Source organism: Noviherbaspirillum saxi (assembly GCF_003591035.1).
GTDB lineage: Bacteria > Pseudomonadota > Gammaproteobacteria > Burkholderiales > Burkholderiaceae_D > Noviherbaspirillum > Noviherbaspirillum saxi.
Map to the genome: position 1 here is coordinate 129818 of NZ_QYUO01000003.1, position 21859 is coordinate 151676.

At 56.9% G+C, this 21859-nt stretch carries 20 protein-coding genes; 2 read left to right on the forward strand and 18 right to left on the reverse strand.

What is annotated here, in order from left to right; all coding sequences use genetic code 11:
• Position 1 precedes the first annotated feature (1 nt).
• From D3871_RS23840 to D3871_RS23880, 9 genes are all read right to left on the reverse strand, one after another.
• Positions 2 to 550 (reverse strand): glutathione peroxidase, encoded by a 549-nt coding sequence (locus tag D3871_RS23840; protein WP_119771623.1) that lies wholly within the window; start codon positions 548 to 550, stop codon positions 2 to 4.
• On the reverse strand, positions 531 to 2084 hold the full coding sequence (locus D3871_RS23845; protein ID WP_119771624.1) for an AMP-binding protein: 1554 nt from the start codon (positions 2082 to 2084) through the stop codon (positions 531 to 533). The genes D3871_RS23840 and D3871_RS23845 overlap by 20 nt, the downstream gene beginning before the upstream one ends.
• Positions 2085 to 2181: 97 nt before the next feature.
• Entirely contained in the window at positions 2182 to 3243 is a 1062-nt protein-coding gene (locus D3871_RS23850; protein ID WP_119771625.1) for an acyl-CoA dehydrogenase family protein, read from the reverse strand.
• Positions 3240 to 4400 carry an acyl-CoA dehydrogenase family protein gene (locus tag D3871_RS23855; RefSeq protein WP_119771626.1) on the reverse strand — a complete coding sequence of 387 codons (1161 nt, stop codon included), beginning with the start codon at positions 4398 to 4400 and terminating at the stop codon, positions 3240 to 3242. The genes D3871_RS23850 and D3871_RS23855 overlap by 4 nt, the downstream gene beginning before the upstream one ends.
• 10 nt (positions 4401 to 4410) lie before the next feature.
• Entirely contained in the window at positions 4411 to 5652 is a 1242-nt protein-coding gene (locus D3871_RS23860; RefSeq protein WP_119771627.1) for a CaiB/BaiF CoA transferase family protein, read from the reverse strand.
• Positions 5649 to 6419 carry an SDR family NAD(P)-dependent oxidoreductase gene (locus D3871_RS23865; protein ID WP_119771628.1) on the reverse strand — a complete coding sequence of 257 codons (771 nt, stop codon included), beginning with the start codon at positions 6417 to 6419 and terminating at the stop codon, positions 5649 to 5651. Before D3871_RS23865 ends, D3871_RS23860 begins: the two co-directional genes overlap by 4 nt.
• 96 nt (positions 6420 to 6515) lie before the next feature.
• Positions 6516 to 6899 (reverse strand): Zn-ribbon domain-containing OB-fold protein, encoded by a 384-nt coding sequence (locus tag D3871_RS23870; RefSeq protein WP_420799681.1) that lies wholly within the window; start codon positions 6897 to 6899, stop codon positions 6516 to 6518.
• Positions 6900 to 7027: 128 nt separating this feature from the next.
• Complete coding sequence (locus D3871_RS23875) at positions 7028 to 8314, reverse strand: amidohydrolase family protein (RefSeq protein WP_119771630.1); 1287 nt, start codon at positions 8312 to 8314, stop codon at positions 7028 to 7030.
• Positions 8315 to 8446: 132 nt separating this feature from the next.
• A complete protein-coding gene (locus tag D3871_RS23880) occupies positions 8447 to 9349 on the reverse strand; it encodes an acyl-CoA thioesterase (RefSeq protein ID WP_158598035.1) in 903 nt (300 codons plus the stop codon).
• Positions 9350 to 9537: 188 nt separating this feature from the next.
• Here D3871_RS23880 and D3871_RS23885 point away from each other — a divergent pair, with 188 nt between their 5' ends.
• A complete protein-coding gene (locus D3871_RS23885) occupies positions 9538 to 11229 on the forward strand; it encodes a methyl-accepting chemotaxis protein (RefSeq protein ID WP_119771632.1) in 1692 nt (563 codons plus the stop codon).
• A gap of 161 nt (positions 11230 to 11390) precedes the next feature.
• Here D3871_RS23885 and D3871_RS23890 read toward each other — a convergent pair whose 3' ends face one another.
• The 4 genes from D3871_RS23890 to D3871_RS23905 form a co-directional block, all read right to left on the reverse strand.
• Positions 11391 to 12059 (reverse strand): TetR/AcrR family transcriptional regulator, encoded by a 669-nt coding sequence (locus tag D3871_RS23890; RefSeq protein WP_119771633.1) that lies wholly within the window; start codon positions 12057 to 12059, stop codon positions 11391 to 11393.
• 42 nt (positions 12060 to 12101) lie between these two features.
• Complete coding sequence (gene bktB, locus D3871_RS23895) at positions 12102 to 13283, reverse strand: beta-ketothiolase BktB (protein ID WP_119771634.1); 1182 nt, start codon at positions 13281 to 13283, stop codon at positions 12102 to 12104.
• A 102-nt stretch (positions 13284 to 13385) separates the two neighbouring features.
• The gene (locus tag D3871_RS23900; RefSeq protein ID WP_119771635.1) at positions 13386 to 14318 is read right to left on the reverse strand and encodes an electron transfer flavoprotein subunit alpha/FixB family protein; all 933 of its coding nucleotides are present in this window, start codon (positions 14316 to 14318) and stop codon (positions 13386 to 13388) included.
• 2 nt (positions 14319 to 14320) lie between these two features.
• Positions 14321 to 15070, reverse strand: coding sequence for an electron transfer flavoprotein subunit beta/FixA family protein (locus D3871_RS23905; protein WP_119771636.1), 750 nt, complete (start codon positions 15068 to 15070; stop codon positions 14321 to 14323).
• Between the two features lie 391 nt (positions 15071 to 15461).
• On the opposite strand from D3871_RS23905, the gene D3871_RS23910 reads away from it, so the two are divergent.
• Positions 15462 to 15785 (forward strand): Lrp/AsnC family transcriptional regulator, encoded by a 324-nt coding sequence (locus D3871_RS23910; protein WP_158598036.1) that lies wholly within the window; start codon positions 15462 to 15464, stop codon positions 15783 to 15785.
• A gap of 32 nt (positions 15786 to 15817) precedes the next feature.
• On the opposite strand, the gene D3871_RS23915 is transcribed toward D3871_RS23910, so the two are convergent.
• The 5 genes from D3871_RS23915 to D3871_RS23935 all read right to left on the reverse strand — a co-directional run bounded on the left by D3871_RS23915 (position 15818) and on the right by D3871_RS23935 (position 21664).
• Positions 15818 to 16195: a type 2 periplasmic-binding domain-containing protein gene (locus D3871_RS23915; protein WP_147376886.1), complete on the reverse strand. Its 378-nt coding sequence runs from the start codon at positions 16193 to 16195 to the stop codon at positions 15818 to 15820.
• Positions 16196 to 16267: 72 nt separating this feature from the next.
• Positions 16268 to 17383 (reverse strand): hypothetical protein, encoded by a 1116-nt coding sequence (locus tag D3871_RS23920; RefSeq protein WP_119771639.1) that lies wholly within the window; start codon positions 17381 to 17383, stop codon positions 16268 to 16270.
• Positions 17380 to 20088, reverse strand: a complete 2709-nt coding sequence (locus D3871_RS23925) for a bifunctional diguanylate cyclase/phosphodiesterase (RefSeq protein ID WP_158598037.1) — start codon at positions 20086 to 20088, stop codon at positions 17380 to 17382. Before D3871_RS23925 ends, D3871_RS23920 begins: the two co-directional genes overlap by 4 nt.
• Positions 20089 to 20397: 309 nt before the next feature.
• A complete protein-coding gene (locus D3871_RS31775; protein WP_420799690.1) occupies positions 20398 to 20574 on the reverse strand; it encodes a transposase in 177 nt (58 codons plus the stop codon).
• A 94-nt stretch (positions 20575 to 20668) separates the two neighbouring features.
• On the reverse strand, positions 20669 to 21664 hold the full coding sequence (locus tag D3871_RS23935; protein ID WP_119771641.1) for an oxidoreductase: 996 nt from the start codon (positions 21662 to 21664) through the stop codon (positions 20669 to 20671).
• Between the last annotated feature and the right edge of the window lie 195 nt (positions 21665 to 21859).

Below are 21859 nucleotides of genomic sequence, written 5' to 3' on the forward strand. Positions count from 1 at the left end.
GTCAGCCGAGTTCTTTCTCGATTGCGGCAAGCAGAACCGGATCGTCGGGCGCGACATCCGGTGCGAAGCGCCCCACCACGTCGCCATTGCGCCCGATCAGGAATTTTTCAAAGTTCCACAATACGTCTGAAGGATTATTCTGTTTGAATCCATAGCTTGCCAGTTTGTTGCGCATTGCACCGGGTCGGGTTTCGGTCGCCGTCGGCTTCGAACTTACCAGCAGTTGGTAGAGCGGGTGCTGCTGTTCGCCCTTTACTGAAATTTTTTCCGTCATTGGAAATTTGACGCCGAAATTAGCCGCGCAAAATTCCACGATCTCGTCATTGGAGCCCGGCTCCTGAGCTCCAAAATCGTTTGCGGGAAAGCCGACTACAACCAGCCCGGCAGCCTGTTTGTCTTCATACAATTTTTCCAGCCCATTGTATTGCGGCGTCAATCCGCACTTGGAGGCGACATTCACCAGCAGCAAGACCTTGCCCCGGTATTCGCCAAGCGTGATCTGCTCGCCGCTGATGCGACGAAACGGAACGTCATAGAGTTCTGTACTCATGTTTATCCTTGGTATTACTGTTTGTCTTCAGCATGCGCTTCATCAGCTTGCCGGCGGCACTGCGGGGTAACTCATCTAAAAACACGACACTGCGCGGACATTTGAAGTGCGCCATGCGCGAGCGGCAATAGTTGATCAATTCATGTGCCAAGCTTTCGTCGGCCTGCACCTCCGCGGCCGGAACCACGTATGCCCTCACCTCTTCGCCATATTCTTCATGCGGCACGCCGACGACCGCAATGTCGAGTACGGCCGGATGCAGCGCGAGCAGGTTTTCGACTTCCTGCGGGTAGATGTTGACGCCCCCGGAGATAATCATGTTCGACTTGCGGTCGGTCAGATACAGGTAGCCGTCCTCATCCAGATAGCCGATATCACCAACGGTGCTGCGGCCCCGAACATCGTAAGCTTCGCGCGTCTTGGCTTCGTCCTTGTGATACGCAAAGCTGCTGCCTGCAGGCTGGAACCAGATCAGGCCAGCCTCATGCGGGCCGAGAACATTACCGGCCTCATCGATCACTTGCACGCTGCCCGGTTGCGGCCGTCCCACCGAGCCTTTGTGGGCAAGCCATTCTTCCGGTCCGATCATCACGAACCCGTTGGCTTCGGTACTGGAGTAGAACTCGTAAATTATTTTCCCCCACCATGCGATCATGCGTTCCTTGACTTCCACCGGACAGGGCGCCGCCGCGTGAACCACGCAGCGCAGGCTCGTGATGGAATGTCGCGAGCGCTCCTGCTCGGGAAGCTTGAGCAATCGGATGAAGTGGGTCGGCACCATGAGCACATGCGTGACCTGGTGGCGTTCAATCAGCTTCAGGCATTGCAGCGGATCATACTTTTCCAGCGTGACGACGGTTGCGCCGATGCGATGCGCACCGCTCATCCATGCCAGCGGCGCAGCGTGATACAACGGCCCGGCGATCAGCAAGACGCTCGATGCATCCATGCCGAATGCATGACGCAACAGGTTTTCGGCGGCGACAAATTCGCCAAACTGTTGCCGTGGATAATTGTACCGAACGCCTTTCGGCCGGCCGGTAGTACCGGATGAATACAGCATCATCCCGCCTTCGATTTCTGCAGGCGGCTCGATGATTGGCTTGGAGCCGGAAAAGATGGCGCCATACTCTTCGAAGCCGGGCATCTCTCCACCGACGGCAATGCGCAATGGTACGCGTGCTGCATTTTCTCCGGCAGCAAGCGTGGCGCACCGCTGCGATGCGATGAGCGCGGCAGCGTCGCTGTTGCCAATGATATAATCCGCTTCGTCGGGATGGAGGTGATGATTGATCAACGTGTAGCGCAAACCGGAACGCTGCGCCGCCCACACGGCTTCAGCCGCTTCGATCTGATTCTCAAGCAGGATTGCGACGGTATCGCCTTCCTTGAGGGAGCGCGATGCAAGGTAGGCGGCTACCGCGCGGCTGCGCGCGCAAAGCTGCTCGAAATTGAGCACGCTTTCTGTGCCGCTGCCTGCCACAATCAGGGCCGGCTTGCCGGCGGCTTGGGGAAGATGGTCATCTGGGCGCATGGGATCGATCCGTTAGAAGACAAGGAAACTGGCACCGAAAATTGTCCCACAAGTGCCGGGTTCCTGCCCGAAGGCACATAGCCCGCCGGCACCGGACTCAGGCGGCGGCATGCCGCGCCAGCCTGTCCCATAGCATCGCCGAACCGGCGTCAAAGGCCTGCCGTCCCAGGTATTGCGCCCATTCATGCTCGCTTCCGGCTTCCGCTCGCCATTGCCACAGGCGACGCGTGAAGTAGTGAAGCTGGTGTTCATCGGTCACACCGATTGCGCCGAATACCTGGTGCGCGATGGCGGTGGCGCGGGTTGCTGCACTACCAAGACGTGTCTTTGCGATCGCAGCACCGAACTCGGCGTCCGCCGGAATACCGGTGGCGATCTGGCGACATGCGTACAGGCCAGCAACCTGTGCCGCAGCGGTATGACCTGCGAGTTCTGCAATCATGTGCTGAATGGCTTGGAACTTGCCGATCGGCTTTCCGAACTGCACCCGGGTATTCCCGTATTCCACGCACAGAGCGAGGATGCGGTCGAGCGCGCCGGCCATCTGTACCGAACGCAGCGTAGCCAGATGCGGCTTGAGGCCGAGCTTGCCGATGTGCGGCGCATCGCCGATCTGGACCGGCACCACATGCTCGATGTTGAGTTTGGCGGCCGGAATCCGCTCATAAGTCTGCAAGGCGATAGCTTGTATATCGGCGATCCGCAGCAGGCAGATATGCTGCTTCCCCGCACTGCGCGCGACGCCCACCACATATTCGAGTTGCGGCGCCCATGCAATCAAGGGATCGATGCCGGACACTCTGCCTTTGACGTCGAGCTGCCATACGGAAGGCGAGATCGCGAGCGGCACCTCCGGGATCTCCAGTCCGGCGTTCGCCAGATTCCATGCGGCGAGCATCGTCTCGCCAAGCGGTACGGGCGCAGCATGACGACCGCACAGGCGCAGCACCGGTTCCACATCGACCCAGGACAGCCCTGCACCGCCGGCCGATTCGCATACCAATGCGGACGTGACGCCCATCGCGGTGATTTCCTGCCACAGCGCAGTTGCGAAGTTGCCGTCTTCCGCAGCTGCCCATACCTTGGCGGTTATTTCGTTTGAGAACAGCCGGTCGATCTGTTCGGTCAGGATATCGCTGATGTTCATATCTTCGCTCATCGCAGTCCAAGTCCTTTGGCAATAATTCCGCGCAGAATTTCGCGCGTGCCGCCCCGCAACGAAAAGGTCGGCACGGTCTGGGTAAGAAAGCCCAGCAGATCGCTCAGCCTGTCGTCGGGATTGATACGAGCAGGCGCATCGATGAGTTCGCGCACCAGCTCCGGCATGCGTTGTTCATACGTATTGCCGAGATCCTTGACCAGCGCGGCTTCCTGGCCCGGCGAGCGGCCGGCCTCAAGCTGACCGAGAATGGACAGCGACATTTCGCGCATTACCACCATTTCCGCGATCGATTCGCCGAGACGGCGTTCCGCCAGCCTGTCGTCCAGGCGCAACTCTTGCAGCTTGTCCATTGCCGGCGGCAACAACGGGAAACAACTCATGTAACGGTCAGGCTGACTGCGTTCGAACGCGAGTTCGGCGCTCGCTTGCGCCCAGCCTTCGCCTTCTCTGCCCACCAGCATGTCGTCGGGCACGAACACGTCGTCAAAGGTCACTTCATTGAAATGCGCTTCGCCGGTAAGGTCGCGGATCGGACGCACGTCGATGCCCGAGGCGCGCATGTCGATCAGGAATTGCGACAAGCCCTTATGCTTTTCGGTCTCCGCAGGTCCGCCGGTACGGAACAAGCCGATCATGACATCGCATAGATGGGCATTCGTGGTCCAGACCTTGCGTCCATTCAAACGCCAGCCGCCGTCGACCCGCGTTGCGCGCGAACGCAATGAGGCCAAGTCGGATCCGGAATCCGGCTCGCTCAAGCCGATGCAAAACGCGGCCTTACCCTGCGCAATCAGCGGTAGGAATCGCTCGCGCTGCGCTTCGGTACCCATGCGCAGCAGCAACGGACCGCTTTGCCGGTCGCCGAACCAGTGCGCGCCGACGGGCGCGCCGACTGCAAGCATTTCTTCCACGACTACGTAACGCTCCAGCCCGGATCGTTCATGGCCGCCGTAGCGCTTCGGCCAAGTCATGCCGATCCAGCCGCGACGCCCGACTTCGAGGCTGAACTCCCGGTTGAAACCGGTCCAGGAATGACCTACATCCCGGCCGGTCCATTCCGACGATGCATCGGCAAGAAAGGCACGCACCTCACGCCGCAGTGTCAACAGTTCCGCGGGCAGTTCTAGTGGTTGGAAATTGAAGGGAGTTGTCACGTCCGTATCCTCAGATGATGTTGCGATCCCGTAAGCGTGCAATGTCGCCCTGCTCCATGCCCAGCCATGCATGAAGCACCTGGTCGGTATGTTCTCCGACCGCCGGCGGCGCGATGCGGTAACTGACCGGGCTGTCCGACATGCGCAGCGGACTGGCCGCGGTCTTGATCGTGCCATTGACCGGATGCTCCATGGTGACCACGGTACGGCGTTCCTGCGCATGCGGGTCGCGTTCCAGATCGGGCATGCCGTTGATCGGCCCGCACGACACGGTGCCTTCGTTCAGCAACTTTTCCCACTGCGCCTTGCTCTTGCCTTTCAGCGCGTCGGTCAGCAATGCGGCCAGGGCCTGACGGTTGGCGACGCGGGCGCCGTTCTTGGCGAAGCGCGGATCTTCGATCCATTCCGGATGGCCGACCAGCTTGGCGAGGCGTCCGAATTCACGGTCATTGAAGGTGGCGATGAGGATGAAGCCGTCGTCGACTGGATACACACCATAGGGCGACGCGCTCGGATGGTCGTTGCCGGTGCGGCCCAGTTCCTTGCCGCTGTTGAAGTAGGACGAAAAGGTGTTCATCAGCGCCGCGACCTGGGAATCAAACAGCGAGATGTCGATATGCTGTCCGCGTCCGGTGCTGTTGCGGTGATTGAGTGCCGCCAGCACGCCGATGGCTGCATACAGTCCGCCGCAGACATCGGCGATCGGCACGCCGACACGCGTTGGTCCCGCGCCCGGTTCGCCGTCGCGCGGACCGGTCACCGACATCACGCCGGCCATTGCCTGCACCAGGTAATCGTAGCCGGAGCGACCGGAGTATGGCCCAGTCTGACCAAAACCGGTGACCGAGCAATAGATCAATCGCGGATTGATCTTCCTGAGTTCTTCGTAGTCCAGACCATACTTGGCCAGCGTGTCGGTGCGGTAATTTTCAAGCAGCACATCCGCTTTTTCCACCAGGTCGCGAATCAGCTGCGCGCCCTCCGGTTGGGCATAGTCGACGGTGACCGACAGCTTGTTGCGATTCACCGATTGCCCATAGGTGGACTCCTCGCTGTCGCGGCCTTCGCGATCCTTCAGCCACGGCGGGCCAAGGCGCCGGATGTCATCGCCCTCGCCCTGCCGTTCAATCTTGATCACTTCGGCGCCCAGATCCCCGAGGATTTGCCCGGCATACGGTCCGGCGATCACGCGCGTCATGTCCACCACGCGGATACCCGTCAGGGCACCTTTGTTCAGGTTCGTCATCGTCATACCGCGATCGTGTAGCCGCCGTTCACGGAGACCACCTGTCCGGTGATGTAGGAAGCGCCCTCCGACAGGAGAAAGCACACCGGCACGCAGACTTCTTCAGGCGATGCGAATCGCCCGAGCGGAACCTGGGCCATATAGGTTTCGAGAAAGCGCTCATCGCTTCGGACTTTTTCCGTCATTGCGGTTTCCACCATGCCGAAGCAGACTGCGTTGGAACGGATGTTGTACTTCGCCCATTCACGCGATGCCGTCATCGCCATACCAAACATGCCGGACTTGGCCGCTGAATAATTGATTTGGCCAAGGCTGCCGCGACGTCCTGCGTCGGAAGAAATGAAGACGATGGAACCAGGACGCTTGTCGCCTTCCTTGGCGCGCGCAATCATCTGGCGTCCCACCGCCTGGGTGAAATAGAAGGAGCCGTTGAGATGTACATCGATGACTTGCTGCCACTGCTGGGCGGTCATCTTTTCGATCATGGCGGGACGGCCGATGCCCGCATTGTTCACAAGTCCATGCACTGCGCCGAATTTCTCCACGGCCTGCGCAACCGCCCTATGTGCAAACTCTTCGTCCGCGACGCTGCCGGCCAGCGGCAGAAAGCGACCACCCAATCCTTCAGCTGCCTGATTGAGCGCATCGGCGTTCATGTCGACGCCGGCAATGGTCGCGCCGAGGTCGATGGCAAGCTTGCTGATCGCCAGGCCGATTCCCTGGCCGGCGCCGGTAATGAGAATGGTCCGGCCTTCGAGTGACATTGGATTCATGACTTTACTTTCTTCAGATAAAAGGAGGCCCGCAGCCTCGCTTCGCACGGCTGCCCGGCATTAATACTTCGATTACGTGGCCCGAGGGCCCAGTGCCTATGCGGTGACTGCAGCCGGTTCGAATACAACGAAGGGCAGATCGTCTTCCGTGGTGATTTTTGCCTGCACCGCCATGCCGATGCGCACGTCCTCCGGCGCGACATCATCGATGCGCGTCATCATGCGCACGCCTTCTTCCAGATCAACCAGCGCAACGTTGTACGATGGCGAGGGCGGCTTGGCGCGCACGACGGTGACCGAGTACACCTGCCCGCGACCGCTTGCCTCCACCCATTCGAGATCGGTGCAGCCGGTACCGGGCTCCGCAACGCGTGGGTAGAAGAAATGGCGACCGCTGGCGCGGCTGCGAAGAAGCATGAACTTGCCTTCCTGGAGGTACTTGCGAAAGTCGACGTCGGGACAGAGATCCATAGTGTTCATATGATGGGTTGCGATCGGCAATGTCTGGCTGCCGTCTTTCTCCGGATAGTCTTTAGCCGCATGTTGGCAAGACCGCTATTTCTCCTTCCCTTGAAGGGAAGGAGTCTTCATTGCTATTTGTGCCTTGCTTACGCGAACAGCTTCATGACTTCGCCATTGGTGACCGGACGGCCATCGCGGTTGGACGGATTGTGCCCGCCCATATTGGCTACCGGACGCGTGTCCACATGCGTAGCCAGCGCCCGCAACGCCCCCACCGTGCACTGCTCGCGCGGCAAATGCTTGAACGGATCGAAGCCGAATTCACGCATCGCGTTCAGGTGCGTGATCTTGTCGATCGTCTCCGTCGGCAAGTGCTTGATCGTCGGCCACAGGTGTTCCGGCGCATCCGGCCACAGCGAATCCGAATGCGGATAGTCGGTTTCCCAGGTGATCTTGTCCACATTCATGAAGTGCGTATTGTGCAAGCCGAACACGTCATCGATGAAGCAAGTGATGAAGTTGCGCTTGAACAGTTCGCTCGGCAACAGGTCGCCAAAGCTGCAATTGGTCCATGCCTTGTGGTGCTTGTAGGTGAAGTCGGCGCGCTCGAGCAGGTACGGAATCCAGCCGATGCCGCCTTCCGACAAGGCCAGATTGAGATTCGGAAACTTCTTGAATACCGGCGAAAACAGCCAGTCCGTGGTCGCATTGGCAATGTACATCGGCATGTTCACGATCCAGGTATCGATCGGCGCATCCAGCGATGAATACGGCACCTGTGCGCCCGAGCCGATATGGATGCTGACCACGATGTTGTTGTCTTCCAGTATCTTCCACAACGGATCCCAGTGATCGCTATGCACGCTGGGCAAGCCCTTGGGTACCGGATTGTCGAGGAAGCTGATGGTGCGGCATCCCTTGGCCGCCACCCGTTTGGCTTCAGCCACGCAGGCATCGATGTCCCACAGCGGCAGGATCGCCAGCGGAATGAAACGCCCCGGCGCCGCACCGCACCACTCGTCGATGTGCCAGTCGTTGTAGGCGCTGATGATCTTTTTGGTGAAGTCCTTGTCGGTGGCTTGCAGGAAGAAGGTGCCGCCAAACGATGGGAAGGTCGGGAAATTGATCGATGCCAGCACGCCGTTGACATTCATGTCATCGATGCGGTCCTGCACCAGGTAGGTGCCCTTGCGAATCTGGCTATACGATGCCGGCTCCATGCCGTACTCTTCGGGCGGGCGGCCGACCACCGCATTCAGGCCGAAGTTGGGTACCCGGCGGCCTTCGTAAATCCACGAATCGGACCCGCTTTTCATGGTGTCCATCTTTGGCGCGCGTTCCAGGTCCGCTGCCGACAGGTGATTCTTGAACAGGTCCGGCGGCTCGATCACGTGATCGTCCACGCTGATCAGAATCATGTCATTCATTTCCATCGCTATCTCCTTATATTGGCAACGTCTGTCCGCGCGGGCAATTTGATCGCCGCAGCAACACGATTAAAACTGTTAATCAGTCAGTTTTTAGAACTTTGAACTGATTTTGAGTGCTCGTCAAGTGCATGCCGTTCAAATCGAAGCACGGTCGGCCATCAGGCATTCTTGCGAGACAGAAGCCAGGAGCGTGAGATTCTGGTCATATACCCTTGCATGGGTCAGCGCGCGTCCCTGTTGCGCGCCAGGGCTTTCGCAGGAAAACAGGAGCCATTCATCGGCACGCGGCAATTGATGAAACCACAATGCGTGGTTCAAGCTCGCAACATACATATGTTCGTGGGCATCCTGGGCCGCGACGTGATGCGTGATCGCGGCGCTGTTAATCCAGTAGTCGCTCAGAAAAGCCAGCGCGGCATAATGCATGCCGTGATCATCCGGCAGACGTTTGCGCAAGCGCATCCAGTACGACATGCATGGCAATTCGGACCGGGCGGCGAGATGCTGCTCCGGATGTACGACTTTCATTTCGAGACAGGTCTTTTCGAATTCGCCCCAACGGCCTCCTGTCGATGGCCTGCTCAACTGATCCGGTATCTGCGCCATCGACAAAACCTCATCCGGCTGGGGAATATCCTGGTACGGCGGCAAGGCATGGCTGGGGCCTTCCGCCGGCACCTGGAAACTGACATGCACATCGATTAGCAACCGTGTACCCTGCCTTGCTTCCACGCGACAGCTGGAATACCGTTTGCCGTTTTGCAAAAAGAACACCCGGTACTCAATCGCGGTGCCAATCAGCGCACCCTGCATGAACAGGACCCTTAGCGCTGTCGGCGTGCGGCCGGGTTCAACCGAAGCACACGCTGCCGCGAGCGACTGTCCAATCAGCTGTCCGCCGAACACCCGACCGTTGCGGTTATCGTCCGTTATCCTGCCTATGCTGATCGCTGCATCGATACGCTCCACACGCAGCAGTGCAGCGATATCAATTCCATCCCACTCAGGCCGGTTGTCGGTATCCGCATTCCCCATCATCTGGCATTCCATAAAAGAGCCGATTAAAAAACTTGTGGCGTAAAAACGAATTGTTGCTTGCCGAAAGACAGTCTACTCCATAAACTGTCAAAGTATCAGTTATTGCTCGAACTATCCGGCACTGATATGCAGCACAACAAACCGACCGCAGAAAAATTGACTGCTTTGACGAGCACCGGAGAGACACAGTGAGATTAAATAATTTGAGAATTGGCCAGCGTCTGGGGGCCAGCTTCGTCATCAGCATCCTGCTAATGATCAGCATTACCGTTATTGGTGCATTCCAGCTGTTTCAAAGCAATCTTCGGATGGGAATCATCGTCAATGAACAATTCCCGCAGATCATGACCGTCAACACCATCAAGTCCGACCTGACCGATGCAGTAGGAAACATGCGTAATATTCTGCTCATCAATGACCCGCGCAGCAGTCAGGCGGAATTGTCGCTGCTTGAACAAAGTCTGCAATTTATCGAGGAAAACAGCAAAAAGCTGGAAGCAAGTATGTCGGCGAAAGAAGAGGGTCGCGAACACCTCTCCGTGCTGAAACAGAAGCGAACCGATTTCAACGCCTCGCAGCAACGCTTCATGGCACTTGTGAAGGAAGAGCAGATGGAGCAGGCAAAGAGCCTGATGTTTTCCGAGATCCGCGCTTTCGCCGAGTCCTACATCGCGGCAGTGGACAGAGTTATTGATTATCAGGGCAAGCAGGCGGAGGCAGCCACCGCCGCGGCGGAGCAATCCACCAGGCAGGCGCTTATGGTAATGGGCGCGCTTGCCCTCGCATCTGCCATTGCCAGCGTGCTGGTTGCCTTTGTCATCACACGCAGCATCACCCGTCCTCTGAACGAAGCGGTCTCCCTTGCCGAGCGAGTGGCCGCAGGAGACCTGACCGGTTCAATCGTCGTCAGCTCGAAAGATGAGGTCGGCAAACTGCTTCAGTCACTGAGAGACATGAATGAAAGCCTGCGCACCATCGTCGGCGAAGTACGCAACGGTACAGAGACGATTGCCACCGCATCGGTTGAAATCGCCGTGGGAACCGCTCAGCTTTCTTCACGGACCGAGCACCAGGCCAATTCGTTGCGCGATACCGCGGTCTCGGTCGGCAACCTGAACACTACCGTGCGACAAAATGAAGCGAACGCGGACCAGGCTAACGATCTAGGCAGTTCGGCAATGGATACCGCAGTCAAGGGCGGCGAAGTGGTGACGCAGGTGATCGATACCATGGGCCTGATCAAGGATTCGTCGCGCAAGATCGGCGATATCATCGGAGTCATCGACGGAATCGCATTCCAGACCAATATCCTTGCGCTGAATGCCGCAGTCGAAGCCGCCCGCGCCGGCAATAACGGCCGCGGCTTTGCGGTTGTCGCGGCGGAAGTACGCAGTCTTGCACAACGCTCGGCGGAAGCCGCGAAGGAAATCAAGCTTTTGATCAATGACTCCGTTGAAAAAGTCGACGCCGGCAATGTACTCGTCGATCGCGCCGGCAAAACCATGGATGAAATAGTCGTTGCAGTGAAGAAGGTCGCATCGATCATGGGCGAAATCACATCCGCCAGCCGCGAGCAGAGCACCGGTATTGCCACGCTGGGAAATGCCATCCAGGAGATGGATGAGATGACGCAGCAGAACGCAGAACTGGTCGAAGAAGCGACTGCATCCACTGCATCGATGAAGGAACAAGCCGCCGCGTTGGCGCGAGCAGTAAGTGTTTTCAAACTGGACGTCGACGCAACTCACGAGGAATTATCTGAGTCAGTGATCGGTTCTCATCAAGCCATGCATCAGTCACTCCCGGCGGCAGAGAATATCCTCGCACTGCCGGTGGCCGGAAGGACGCGGCCCCGGTTGCTACGCTCGGAAAGTGAATGACAGGAATATTCATGTCATAAAGGCAGAAACGGCGGTCCGACATTCGGTATCCGCAGTTTCTGCCTTTATGAAAACGATTGTTGAAATGCCAAAGCGCCGTGCCGCAGCGTAGGAAACACTGAAGGATACTTAGTACTCAACGCTCCCTTCGCGAAATGGGCTTACTCGACCGCAACCCACTCGGACTGATTTTCCTTCTGAAGTTCCATTCTGGCCCGGCTATAGGCGACAAGACGCTCAAATGCCTGCAACCCACGGTTGACTGCATCGGATCTTCGCATGAAGCATGTCTGGCCATAGATTGCATAAATGATGCCGCTCAGTTCGAAAACGAACTGCTCTGGCTCGACCGATGCGGCTAGATCGCCGGCATCAACCGCTCGGCAGACCTCACGAATCAGGGTATCTTGCCAAGCCGAGATCAGCTGCTTCAGCTCAGCAGGCACCGGCCCCGCTCCGCATTCGAATTCAACCGCTGCTTTCAGGTAAAGCTTACCGATTCCGCTGTCAGCCGCACTACATTCAGCCCAGAGGGCGAACATCGCCTGCAGACGGGGCAGGCCCTGACGCTTCTGCAGGCTGGCGACGACGACCTGCTCGGTAAAAATGCGGTGATGCAGACGAAGCACGTCGAGAAGAAGTTCATCGTGCGAGCCGAAACGGGCAAAAACGCCTGACTTGCTCATCCTGGCGCTGTCGGCGAGAGCGCCGATACTCACGCTATTGAAGCCTTCGCGACAGACCATCTGCAACGCGCACTGCACGAGGGCAGCGCGTGTTCTTTCACTTTTACGCATGTTGGGAACACTCCGTTTTTCGGCGCTGCGCATGGCAAGGCAAAACTGATTGCGCCCGGCCTTGCGGACATCGCATCACACCCGTTCAAGGATGGCGGCAATACCCTGGCCGCCGCCAATGCACATCGTGACAAGGCCGTAGCGGCCTCCGGTGCGCTGCAGTTCGTAGACGGTCTTCACGGTAATGATGGCACCAGTAGCGCCAATCGGATGTCCAAGCGAAATGCCTGATCCGTTCACATTGACTTTGGCAGGATCGAAGCCGAGTTCCTTGGCCACGGCGCATGCCTGCGCTGCAAATGCTTCATTAGCCTCGATTACATCGATATCACCTATCTGCAGCCCGGCACGCTCGAGCGCCTTGCGGGTCGCCGGTACCGGCCCGATACCCATATACCTCGGATCAACTCCGGCGTGGGCATAGCTGACGAGCCGCGCGAGCGGTTTGATGCCACGGCTTTTAGCAATGCTTGCATCCATCAATACCAGTGCAGCGGCGCCGTCATTGATGCCTGATGCATTGCCTGCGGTGACGGTGCCTGTCTTCTGGAATGCGGTACGCATCTTGGCGAGTTCTGCCGCGCTGACGTCGCCGCGCACATGTTCGTCGGTGTCGAACACTACCGGCCCCTTGCGGGATTCCGAAGTGATCGGAAGAATCTGTTCCTTGAAATAGCCGTTGGCGATCGCCTGCGCCGCACGGCGATGGGATTCGACGGCGAGAGCATCCTGCTCTTCGCGCGAAATGTTATAGCGCTCCGCGACATTTTCCGCGGTCACGCCCATGTGGATGGCATGGAAGGGATCCTGCAGCGCGCCCAGCAGCATGTCGATCAGCTTGCTGTCACCCATGCGCGTTCCCCAGCGTGCGGCCGGCGCAAGATGCGGCGCGCGACTCATGCTTTCGGCGCCACCGGCAATAGCGACGTCGGCGTCGCCCAGCATGATCGTCTGTGCGGCCGAGACGACCGCCTGCAATCCCGAGCCGCACAGTCGGTTGAGCGTCAATGCCGGTGTATGTGCAGCAACCCCGCCATTGATGGCTGCCACTCGCGAAAGGTACATATCCTTGGGCTCGGTATGTACGACATTGCCGAACACGACATGCCCGACTTCGTCGCCGCCCACGTCGGCGCGACGCAAGGCTTCCGCAACAACACGCGCACCGAGATCGCTGGGCGAAAAATCCTTCAGGCCCCCGCCGAAATCGCCGATGGCGGTACGCACTCCACTGACTATGACTACTTCACGAATCATCGCATTCTCCAAGAATATCGGATGTGAGTCGGTGAACGACGGCATGCGAGTGCTTCGTCACGACCTGAAAAAAGGGCGCCCTCAAGCGCCCGTTCATGCTGCTTACAACTGTTGTACCAACTGGGGAATTTCCTGGAACAGATCTCCCACCAGACCATAGTCGGCCACCTGGAAGATCGGCGCTTCAGGATCCTTGTTGATCGCAACGATCACCTTCGAATCCTTCATGCCGGCCAGATGCTGGATCGCGCCTGAGATGCCGACCGCAAAGTAAACTTGAGGAGCAACCACCTTGCCGGTCTGCCCGACCTGATAATCATTCGGCACAAAGCCGGCATCGACTGCAGCGCGCGATGCGCCGAGGGCGGCGCCGAGCTTGTCGGCCAGCGGCTCCAGCACGGCGCGGTAGTTGTCACCGTTGCCGAGACCGCGGCCACCGGAGACGATGATTTTGGCCGCGCTCAGTTCCGGACGGTCTGACTTGGTGACCTCGCGCGAGACGAAGCGGGAGCCGCCGGCATCACTTACAACGGCAACATTCCGAATTTCAGCGCTGCCGCCGGTTGCCGAGGCAGCGTCGAAGCCGGTTGTACGTACCGTCAGCACCTTGATCTGATCGGTGGACTGCACGGTCGCAATCGCATTGCCGGCATAAATCGGACGTTCAAACGTATCCGGGCTGACCACTTTCGTGATTTCAGATACCTGCGAGGCGTCGAGCTGCGCTGCCACACGTGGCATCACGCCTTTACCGACAGCGGTTGCCGGCGCTGCGATGCAGCTATAGGCTTGGGCCAGTGCCAGAACCTGCGCCGACAGATTCTCAGGCAAGGCATCCTTAAAATGCGGCGCATCCGCGACCAGTACTTTCGACACGCCAGCGATCGTTGCGGCCTGTGCCGCGACGGCGCCGCAATCGCAACCGGCGACGAGAACGTGCACGTCCTTGTCGCAGGCCAATGCGGCGGTGACGGTATTGAGCGTTGCCGCTGCAAGCGACAGATTGTTGTGTTCAGCAATAACAAGTGCAGCCATGGTCAGATTACCTTTGCTTCGTTCTTGAGTTTCTGGAGCAAGCTTTCGACATCCTTGACGATCTCGCCGGACTTGCGGGCCTGGGGTTCGGATACCTTCAGAGTTTTGAGCCTCGGTGTGACGTCGACGCCCAAGTCTTCCGGCGCATGCACGTCCAGCGTCTTCTTCTTCGCTTTCATGATGCTGGGCAGAGTGACATAGCGGGGCGTATTCAGACGCAGGTCGGTCGTCACGACTGCCGGCAGCGCGAGCGTGACCGTTTCCAGCCCGCCGTCGACTTCGCGAACGACCGTCGCTTCATTCGTGCTCAGTTCAAGTTTGGATGCAAAAGTCGCCTGCGGCCAGGCGGTCAAGGACGCCAACATCTGCCCAACCTGGTTGGCGTCATCGTCGATGGCCTGCTTGCCGAGAATGACCAGTTGCGGCTGTTCACGGTCGCAGACCGCTTTTAGCAATTTCGCCACTGCGAGTGGTTGCAACTCGACATCCGTCTGGACAAGGATGGCACGGTCCGCGCCCATGGCAAGTGCCGTGCGCAGGGTTTCCTGGCATGCGGCAGGGCCTGCGGAAACGACCACCACTTCGCTGACCAGGCCCGCTTCTTTCTGCCGGATCGCTTCTTCCACGGCGATTTCGTCAAACGGGTTCATCGACATCTTCACGTTCGCGATATCGACGCCAGTGCCGTCGGACTTGACGCGCACCTTGACGTTGTAATCGACCACACGTTTTACTGCTACCAAGGTTTTCATACCCGTGCTCTCCTGGCGGTTAAATATCTTTAGTTTCTTAAGGCGTACCCTGCATTACGTCAGGATTACGTTGCAATGTTTCCTTCTGCAATCGGGAAATAGCACAGTGCACCTTAGCCAAGCAATGCACTGCTCGGCCCAAGCCTCGACAAGAACTGATGATATATCAGTTATTTGATTTTCTCAAGCAAGGGTAGTGATTCCGGATTTTTCCTTTGCGGTACGACTGCTTACGAAGCAAAGTGATAGTTTTATTGGCCGATCAAGCCATTTTGAATAAATTACAAAATATCAGTTTATGACTGCGAGCTCGACTATCGTTAAGCCGTTGTGCCCTCCGTCACGCGCGTGAGACACTCTTGCTTCAATCATTTCCATGCAACAGCCCTTAATGAGCAATCAAAAAAACAAGACGCGGCCACTCGACGAACTCGATGAAGCAATTTTGTCTTTACTGCGGATCGAACCGTTGGAGTCGAATAAAACGCTGGCCCAAAAACTCACCGTCAGCGAAGCGGCCATTGCAGCTCGCTTGCGCGCGCTCGAGCGCGACGGCATCATGAAAGTAATGGCCCAGTGCGATTACCGGGCAATGGGTTACGACCTTGTCGCCAGCGTTGAAATTGCGGTCGTCGGTCGCAAGAGCGACGCTGTAGATGAGTTTTCTTACCTGTACTTGAATGGCGCAGGCTCCGAGGCTGAATTCCGGCTTTGAATCTGTTCTTGTTCTGTCGCATACATCAAGATTCAACGCAACATCAGGACGATCTTGACAGTGCTATCGGCCTGCGCCAGATCGATGTAGCCCACCGCATAAGGATTCGAAGCCACCCACCGTTTCACTGCATTGGCGTCAGGGAGCTCTCGAGGCGGCTCTCCCTTGCCAGTGAATACACGGCGGGCCCAGTAAGCTCTGAGCTGAGTCGCATTCTTGCGAGCGACCTTTTCATAGAATTCGTTACGAATGCCGGATCCTTCCATTTGATCGACCGGCACCAATGTACGACCTGACGGCAATTCGGCGCTACTCCTGAGGAAAATTTCCGTCACTTCCGAAGGCGTCAGGTTCGCCAGGGAGCTGTTGCTGGAAACGACCACCGCCACCTCAGCACGAACCGATTTCATGGTCAGCCCTGCGACTGCCACGACGCAATGACATATCAGGAAGAACTTGGAGCCGACGGCACGCATCTGTGACTAAAACGTGAAATCGATCACGGCACTCACCACTGTGGCGCCGCTGCCGGAAACGAAGTCCGGCCGCGTATTGATGAAAAAGCCATTTCCCCCTGCTCCGCCTCTTATACTGACGCGGTCAAGCTGCAGCTTGACGGATGCCTGCCTTGAAAAGTCCCAGCGCACTCCCGCAGAGTAGCTACGCTGGTCATTGGGCAGCAGAGCAACCTGAGAATCGGAACTGGCCACAGAAGAATAGATAAGATAGGGAGTGAGACTTCCCTGTCTCAGGCCTAGTGTGACATAACGGGCTGTGCTTGGGCGGACGGCGCCAGGGAAAAGCAGTCTGCTTAGTTCTGCCTGCACGAACCAGTTCCCGACATCATAGCCGACGCCCAGATTGAAAAATTTCAGCCGGCTGTCCAGGCTTGGCGCATGGGCCTTACCCGTTATGGCTGCCGCCCGCCACGTCCAGTTACCAATTTCATACGTATCGTTGATCGCCACGATATCGCGGAATCTGGCGCGTAGAATTTCGGTTCCTCTCGGCGTTACATCGACGGCTTCGGCATCCAGGTTTCCGTAAATAAGCTGGATAGTATTGCGTCCAGAGCCAAGCTGCGATTGATACGACACATCCACGCCATCGGAGTTACTGAAGGGCGACAGATTATAAGATTCAATCGGTGGTCTGGCCCAATGATTGGCGTACCCGACCAGGCGCGATTCGGACACCATGAATGCCGGCAGTATTACCCGTCCCGCTCGCAGCAAAAAGTCCGGAGCAATTTCATATTTCAAATAGGCCCATTCCACCTGAGGCCGATAGCCCACATCGGAACGCTGCTGGCTGACAACCTGAACCACACCATCCAGCCGGTCTGTAAGTCTGGCATCGAGCTGCAGCCCCAGCTTGCTGTCCACGCCGAACGCCCATTTGTGGGTGGCGCCGGCACCACTATCCTGCAACGGGCTGCCGACAAAGTCGGCTTGCTTCAGCGAGGAATGGGCTGCGCCTATTGTTCCAAAGCCTCGCAGCTTGACGGCGGCATCCGTCTCATCCGCTGCCGATGCCGAATGAATGGAAAAGCTGAGGACAAGCAGGCAGACGGCGCTTCGCCGCGTACCGCTCTTCATGCTACGGACCTCAGGAAATATCTGGGCAGTATCGGCTGCCGTTCCGATGGCGGCAGCGGACGGGATATATAAAATCCCTGAATTTCATCGCAGGCAAGAGATTTCAGTATCCTGAGCTGCTCCTCGTTTTCCACGCCTTCGGCCACTACCGTCATACCAAGCGCATGCGCCATCGTAATGATCGCCTTGACGAAGACATTCCCTTCATTGGTCCTGTCGATCTGGCAGGTAAATGAACGATCCACCTTAAGGACGTCGAAATCCATCCGCTGCAATTGCGAAAGGGAGGAATAACCGGTACCGAAATCATCCACCAGCAGCTTGATGCCCATTGCCTGCAATCGCGACAGGGTTTGCAGCACGCGCTCGTCGTCTCCCATCATCGACGATTCGGTTACTTCGATCTCCACCAGGTCGGGATTGATGTCGTATTTTTCGATTGCGGTTCTGAACAGCGCAACGACATCACTGTCGGTGAACTGCCTGGGCGATACGTTGATCGAGACCGGCACGACAGGCTGGCCGCCCTTCTTCCATTCACCAATCTGACGGCAGACCTTGTCAATGATCAGCGAACCCATGCCAACCACCAGCCCGGTTTCTTCAGCGAGCGGCACAAATTCCGTGGGATTGACCAGGCCTCTTTTCGGGTGCGTCCAACGCACCAGCGACTCCATGCTAGACGTCGTCCCGGTCTCGATATTTACCCGCGGCTGATAGTACATGACAAATTCATCATGCTCGATGGCACGGCGGAGATCCTTTTCTGTTTCAAAGCGCATCCGCATTGCCTCATAAAAATGCGGATCATAGAAACGGTAGGTGCCCTTGCCACCCTTCTTCGCGGAAAACATTGCGATATCGGCATACGCCAGCAAGTTATCCGCATCAGCCGCATCCTGCGGAAATATGCTGATACCGATCGAGACTCCGATTCGATGGTATCCCTGAGAAAGGCCAAATCCGTCCTTGAATGCGGCGACCGCTCGTTCTGCAACCATTGCGGCCTCCCGGCTATCTGGCAGTCCTCTGAGTAGAATGAGAAACTCATCGCTCGTGGCGCGGATGACATTGTCCTGTGGCCGTACGACTGCACATAGCCTGTCGGCAGCTGCGCGTAAAAGCTCGTCGCCACAGGCATGCCCCATTGCGTCGTTAATCGCCTTGAAGCCATCCAGATCAAGATGAAGCACAGCGAGCATGTCATTGCTCGATTTTGCTTTCTCCAGAACTTCAGGAAGGTAAGTGCGTACCCAGTGACGATTGAACAGACCCGTTAGGCTATCCACATGCTCACGTCGCTCCAGTTCCTTGATGTGCGCCTTGGTGCTGCTCATATCATAAAGAGTGATGGCGATCTCTTCGTCCACGCGCACCGCCTTGACATGAAGCCACGTCGGACCAAGGTCGAGAAATTCCGGGACCTCGACTTCGGCCTGTGACGCCCCGCTCTCGAAGGCTTCCCATAACATGGTTTGACGTTCCTTCAGCACCATCCCGAACCGCGAACGCGAGATCCGCCTCCCGACCAATTCATCATGCCGCAACTTGAAGAACGCTGCGCCGCGTTGATTGCAGTCGATGATATCGAAATCCAGAATTGCCCCTATCTCGTCTTTGACCGGACGCGCAATGTAGAACCCTTCATTGCCATCTTCTGTAGCCATACGATAAGCAGTTCGTACGGTTTCGAATTCTTCCTTGCGCCACGCAAGGCGCAGCGAAGACAAGGTTGCAATAATAGTGATCAGGCCGAGAAGCGATGTCAGGGCTGAGGCAGCGATGATTGCACGGCGGCGGTAGGCTTCATGCGGTGCATAGACTTGCTTTTCATCGAGACCTGTAATTGCAAAGATCGGATAGCCCTTGACTGGCTCCCACGCAACATAACGGCTGCGCTTGTCGGAGAACCATTGTTCTCCATTCAGTAGTTCTGTGCCCTTCTCGCTGAGGAACGGAGGTGTATTGGAAAATGCAGGAACCGCCGCGGTATGTACCGTCTCTCCGATGCGCGTTACTCTCACTGCGTGGTCATTCCCGACGATGCCAAGAAATCCGTTGGTGCCAAGCGCATTCATGTCATAGCTTGACGTTAAATATTTTGGGGCGACGGCTGCCAATACCACTCCCTGGAAATTGCCGTCATTGTCGACAACGCGACGTGAAAACTGCAGTACGTTTGCACCCACGGTATGGGTGACCGTTGGTGGCGCAAAATAAAGCTTGTCGGTAGTACTTTTGGTGTGCGCCGTAAAATAAGATTTATCGGAAACATTAAGGCGCTCGCTGTCACCAATCGTACTAGTCAGCACATCGCCATGCCTATCGATCACCGCCACAAAAAACAACGACGCCGGTGGAAAAAGACCTTCGTCCGGAATCATATCGAGCCGAAGTTTCCCGGAAGTCAAATTCCATTCATAACGGACGTGGAGGATGGTCTGATCCACGGCTTCCAGCATCCGCGCGAGCTGCTCGGCATAGCCCCGGGACATTGCGGCGACATGCACACGAGTTGCTACGTCGATATCGGCAATCTGTTTATTTAATGTGTGGAAAAGCAGAATCCAGCCTAAAACTCCTATGACAGCAGCCCCGCCCATCCAAGCAAAGATAACCTTCGACTGCTTTCGTAAAAAACGCCATCGTTTTTGCGTCACATTAAAATCATTGCCCGCATGCACTTTGTCGGTGTCTGTCATCATAGGCTTCATTCAAGAACACCAAATAAAAAATAGTAACCAAATGTCCAGCGTTATTCTTATGATGAATGAACGATTCTGTTAGTTGGTGAAAAATTTTAGTGCTATTTCCGTCCTATGACCATGATTTCTTGGGAGAAATCCATTCGGCAATTAACGAATTCAAATTCACGATTTCTTGCACAATGGAACTTAACTACCAATCATCAACCTGATTCCAAGCTGGAATGAGTAATTTCCAACGGCGATATATTTGGTTATAGGGTCTATAGCTACGATAACTTATTGGCGACAGCACTATTCACTAAGTATTTACGCAAAATTTATTGTGAATGCTTTTCCGTAATTTTCCATGATGGAATGAACTTCATTGCGTAAGCCGTCGCCCGCCAAGTAAAGGAATCGGCGCCAGAAGTATTTGGCCTGTTTCCATAGGATTTCGATCCGGTTCAATTCCGGGCTGTACGGCGGCAGGTAAGACAAGTACAGGCCCTGTTGCTCCTATTGCCGGCGCTTTTTCTCCATCGCTTCGGCCTGGGCCTGCATCTTTGGGTTGTCAGTAAGATATCGTCGTCGCTCGATGTTACCTTGCGATGCGCACGATGGTCCTTCCTTTCACGCGGCCGGCAATGAAGTCGCCGAAGCAGCTTGGCAGTTCGTCAAAATCAACGATGCGCGTTACTGCATCGAGATGACTCGGCTTTAGGTCGGCTGCCAGGCGTTCCCATACGCGTTGCCGGGTCGGAAAGCCCATATAGCCCGAATCAATGCCGAGCAGACTTACACCTCGCAGGATAAACGGGAACACGGTCGTTTCGATCCTGGCGCTTGCGGCATTTCCGATGCTCGCAACAGTACCGGCCTGCTTCATCGTCGCCAAAATCCAATGCAGGATCGGCCCACCGACGTTGTCGATAGCGCCGGCCCAGAGTCCTGCCTCGAGGGAACGGACCTTGTTGAAATCGATCGACGAAGTCGGTTTGATCTCAGCTGCGCCAAGCATGTGTAGATAGTCCGCCTCGGTCTCCTTGCTCGTCAGCGCGACGACGTGATATCCGAGCTGCGCCAGCATATCGATCGCGAGTCCGCCGACGCCCCCCGTGGCTCCACTAACGACAACTGGACCGTTGGAAGGAGCAAGGCCGTTATCTTCCATACGAACGATACCGAGCGCAGCGGTAAAGCCAGCAGTGCCGAGCGCCATCGATTCCTTGAGATCAAGGCCGTCTGGCAATGGAACGACCCACTTCGCTGGCACGCGTGCGTATTCGGCGTAGCCGCCATGATGCGAAACGCCAATGTCGAAACTCGTCGCAATCACTTTCTGGCCTGGCGCGAAACGCGGATCGGCGCTCTCCGTGACCTCCCCTGCCATGTCGATGCCGCCCACGCAAGGGAAGCGCCGGATGATCTTGCCTTGACCGGTTGCCGCGAGTGCATCCTTGTAGTTGATGCTCGAGTAGTGAACGCGAATCGTCACTTCGCCGGGATCCAGTCCCTCGGATGGGAGCGTGGACAGGTGTCCGCTGACTTGGCCGTCAACCGACTGCTCGATAAGGTAGGCTTTAAAACGAGGCATACATATCTCCTGAGTAAATACGCGCGCAGCCCGGGATCGCAGGATCGGAGCGCCAACTGCCCGCCGACGTTGAATATCATGTTGGCTTGCATGGGAGCTGGAACCTGTCTAGTTTATCGCTTCTTCTCGACACGCGTTGCGTACGGATCCGCAGATAACGACCGAAAGGCATGTATTTCTTCTGGTAGACGCCTT

Coding starts and splice junctions, on each gene's coding strand:
- D3871_RS23865 (WP_119771628.1), bottom strand. CDS start 6,419: ATGAATCCAATGTCACTCGAAGGCCGGACCATTCTCATTACCGGCGCC.
- D3871_RS23900 (WP_119771635.1), bottom strand. CDS start 14,318: ATGGCTGCACTTGTTATTGCTGAACACAACAATCTGTCGCTTGCAGCG.
- D3871_RS23860 (WP_119771627.1), bottom strand. CDS start 5,652: ATGACGATGACGAACCTGAACAAAGGTGCCCTGACGGGTATCCGCGTG.
- D3871_RS23910 (WP_158598036.1), top strand. CDS start 15,462: ATGAGCAATCAAAAAAACAAGACGCGGCCACTCGACGAACTCGATGAA.
- bktB (WP_119771634.1), bottom strand. CDS start 13,283: ATGATTCGTGAAGTAGTCATAGTCAGTGGAGTGCGTACCGCCATCGGC.
- D3871_RS23890 (WP_119771633.1), bottom strand. CDS start 12,059: ATGCGCAGCGCCGAAAAACGGAGTGTTCCCAACATGCGTAAAAGTGAA.
- D3871_RS23925 (WP_158598037.1), bottom strand. CDS start 20,088: ATGATGACAGACACCGACAAAGTGCATGCGGGCAATGATTTTAATGTG.
- D3871_RS23840 (WP_119771623.1), bottom strand. CDS start 550: ATGAGTACAGAACTCTATGACGTTCCGTTTCGTCGCATCAGCGGCGAG.
- D3871_RS23845 (WP_119771624.1), bottom strand. CDS start 2,084: ATGCGCCCAGATGACCATCTTCCCCAAGCCGCCGGCAAGCCGGCCCTG.
- D3871_RS23870 (WP_420799681.1), bottom strand. CDS start 6,899: ATGAACACTATGGATCTCTGTCCCGACGTCGACTTTCGCAAGTACCTC.
- D3871_RS23920 (WP_119771639.1), bottom strand. CDS start 17,383: ATGAAGAGCGGTACGCGGCGAAGCGCCGTCTGCCTGCTTGTCCTCAGC.
- D3871_RS23875 (WP_119771630.1), bottom strand. CDS start 8,314: ATGGAAATGAATGACATGATTCTGATCAGCGTGGACGATCACGTGATC.
- D3871_RS23935 (WP_119771641.1), bottom strand. CDS start 21,664: ATGCCTCGTTTTAAAGCCTACCTTATCGAGCAGTCGGTTGACGGCCAA.
- D3871_RS23915 (WP_147376886.1), bottom strand. CDS start 16,195: ATGAAATCGGTTCGTGCTGAGGTGGCGGTGGTCGTTTCCAGCAACAGC.
- D3871_RS23905 (WP_119771636.1), bottom strand. CDS start 15,070: ATGAAAACCTTGGTAGCAGTAAAACGTGTGGTCGATTACAACGTCAAG.
- D3871_RS23880 (WP_158598035.1), bottom strand. CDS start 9,349: ATGATGGGGAATGCGGATACCGACAACCGGCCTGAGTGGGATGGAATT.
- D3871_RS23850 (WP_119771625.1), bottom strand. CDS start 3,243: ATGAGCGAAGATATGAACATCAGCGATATCCTGACCGAACAGATCGAC.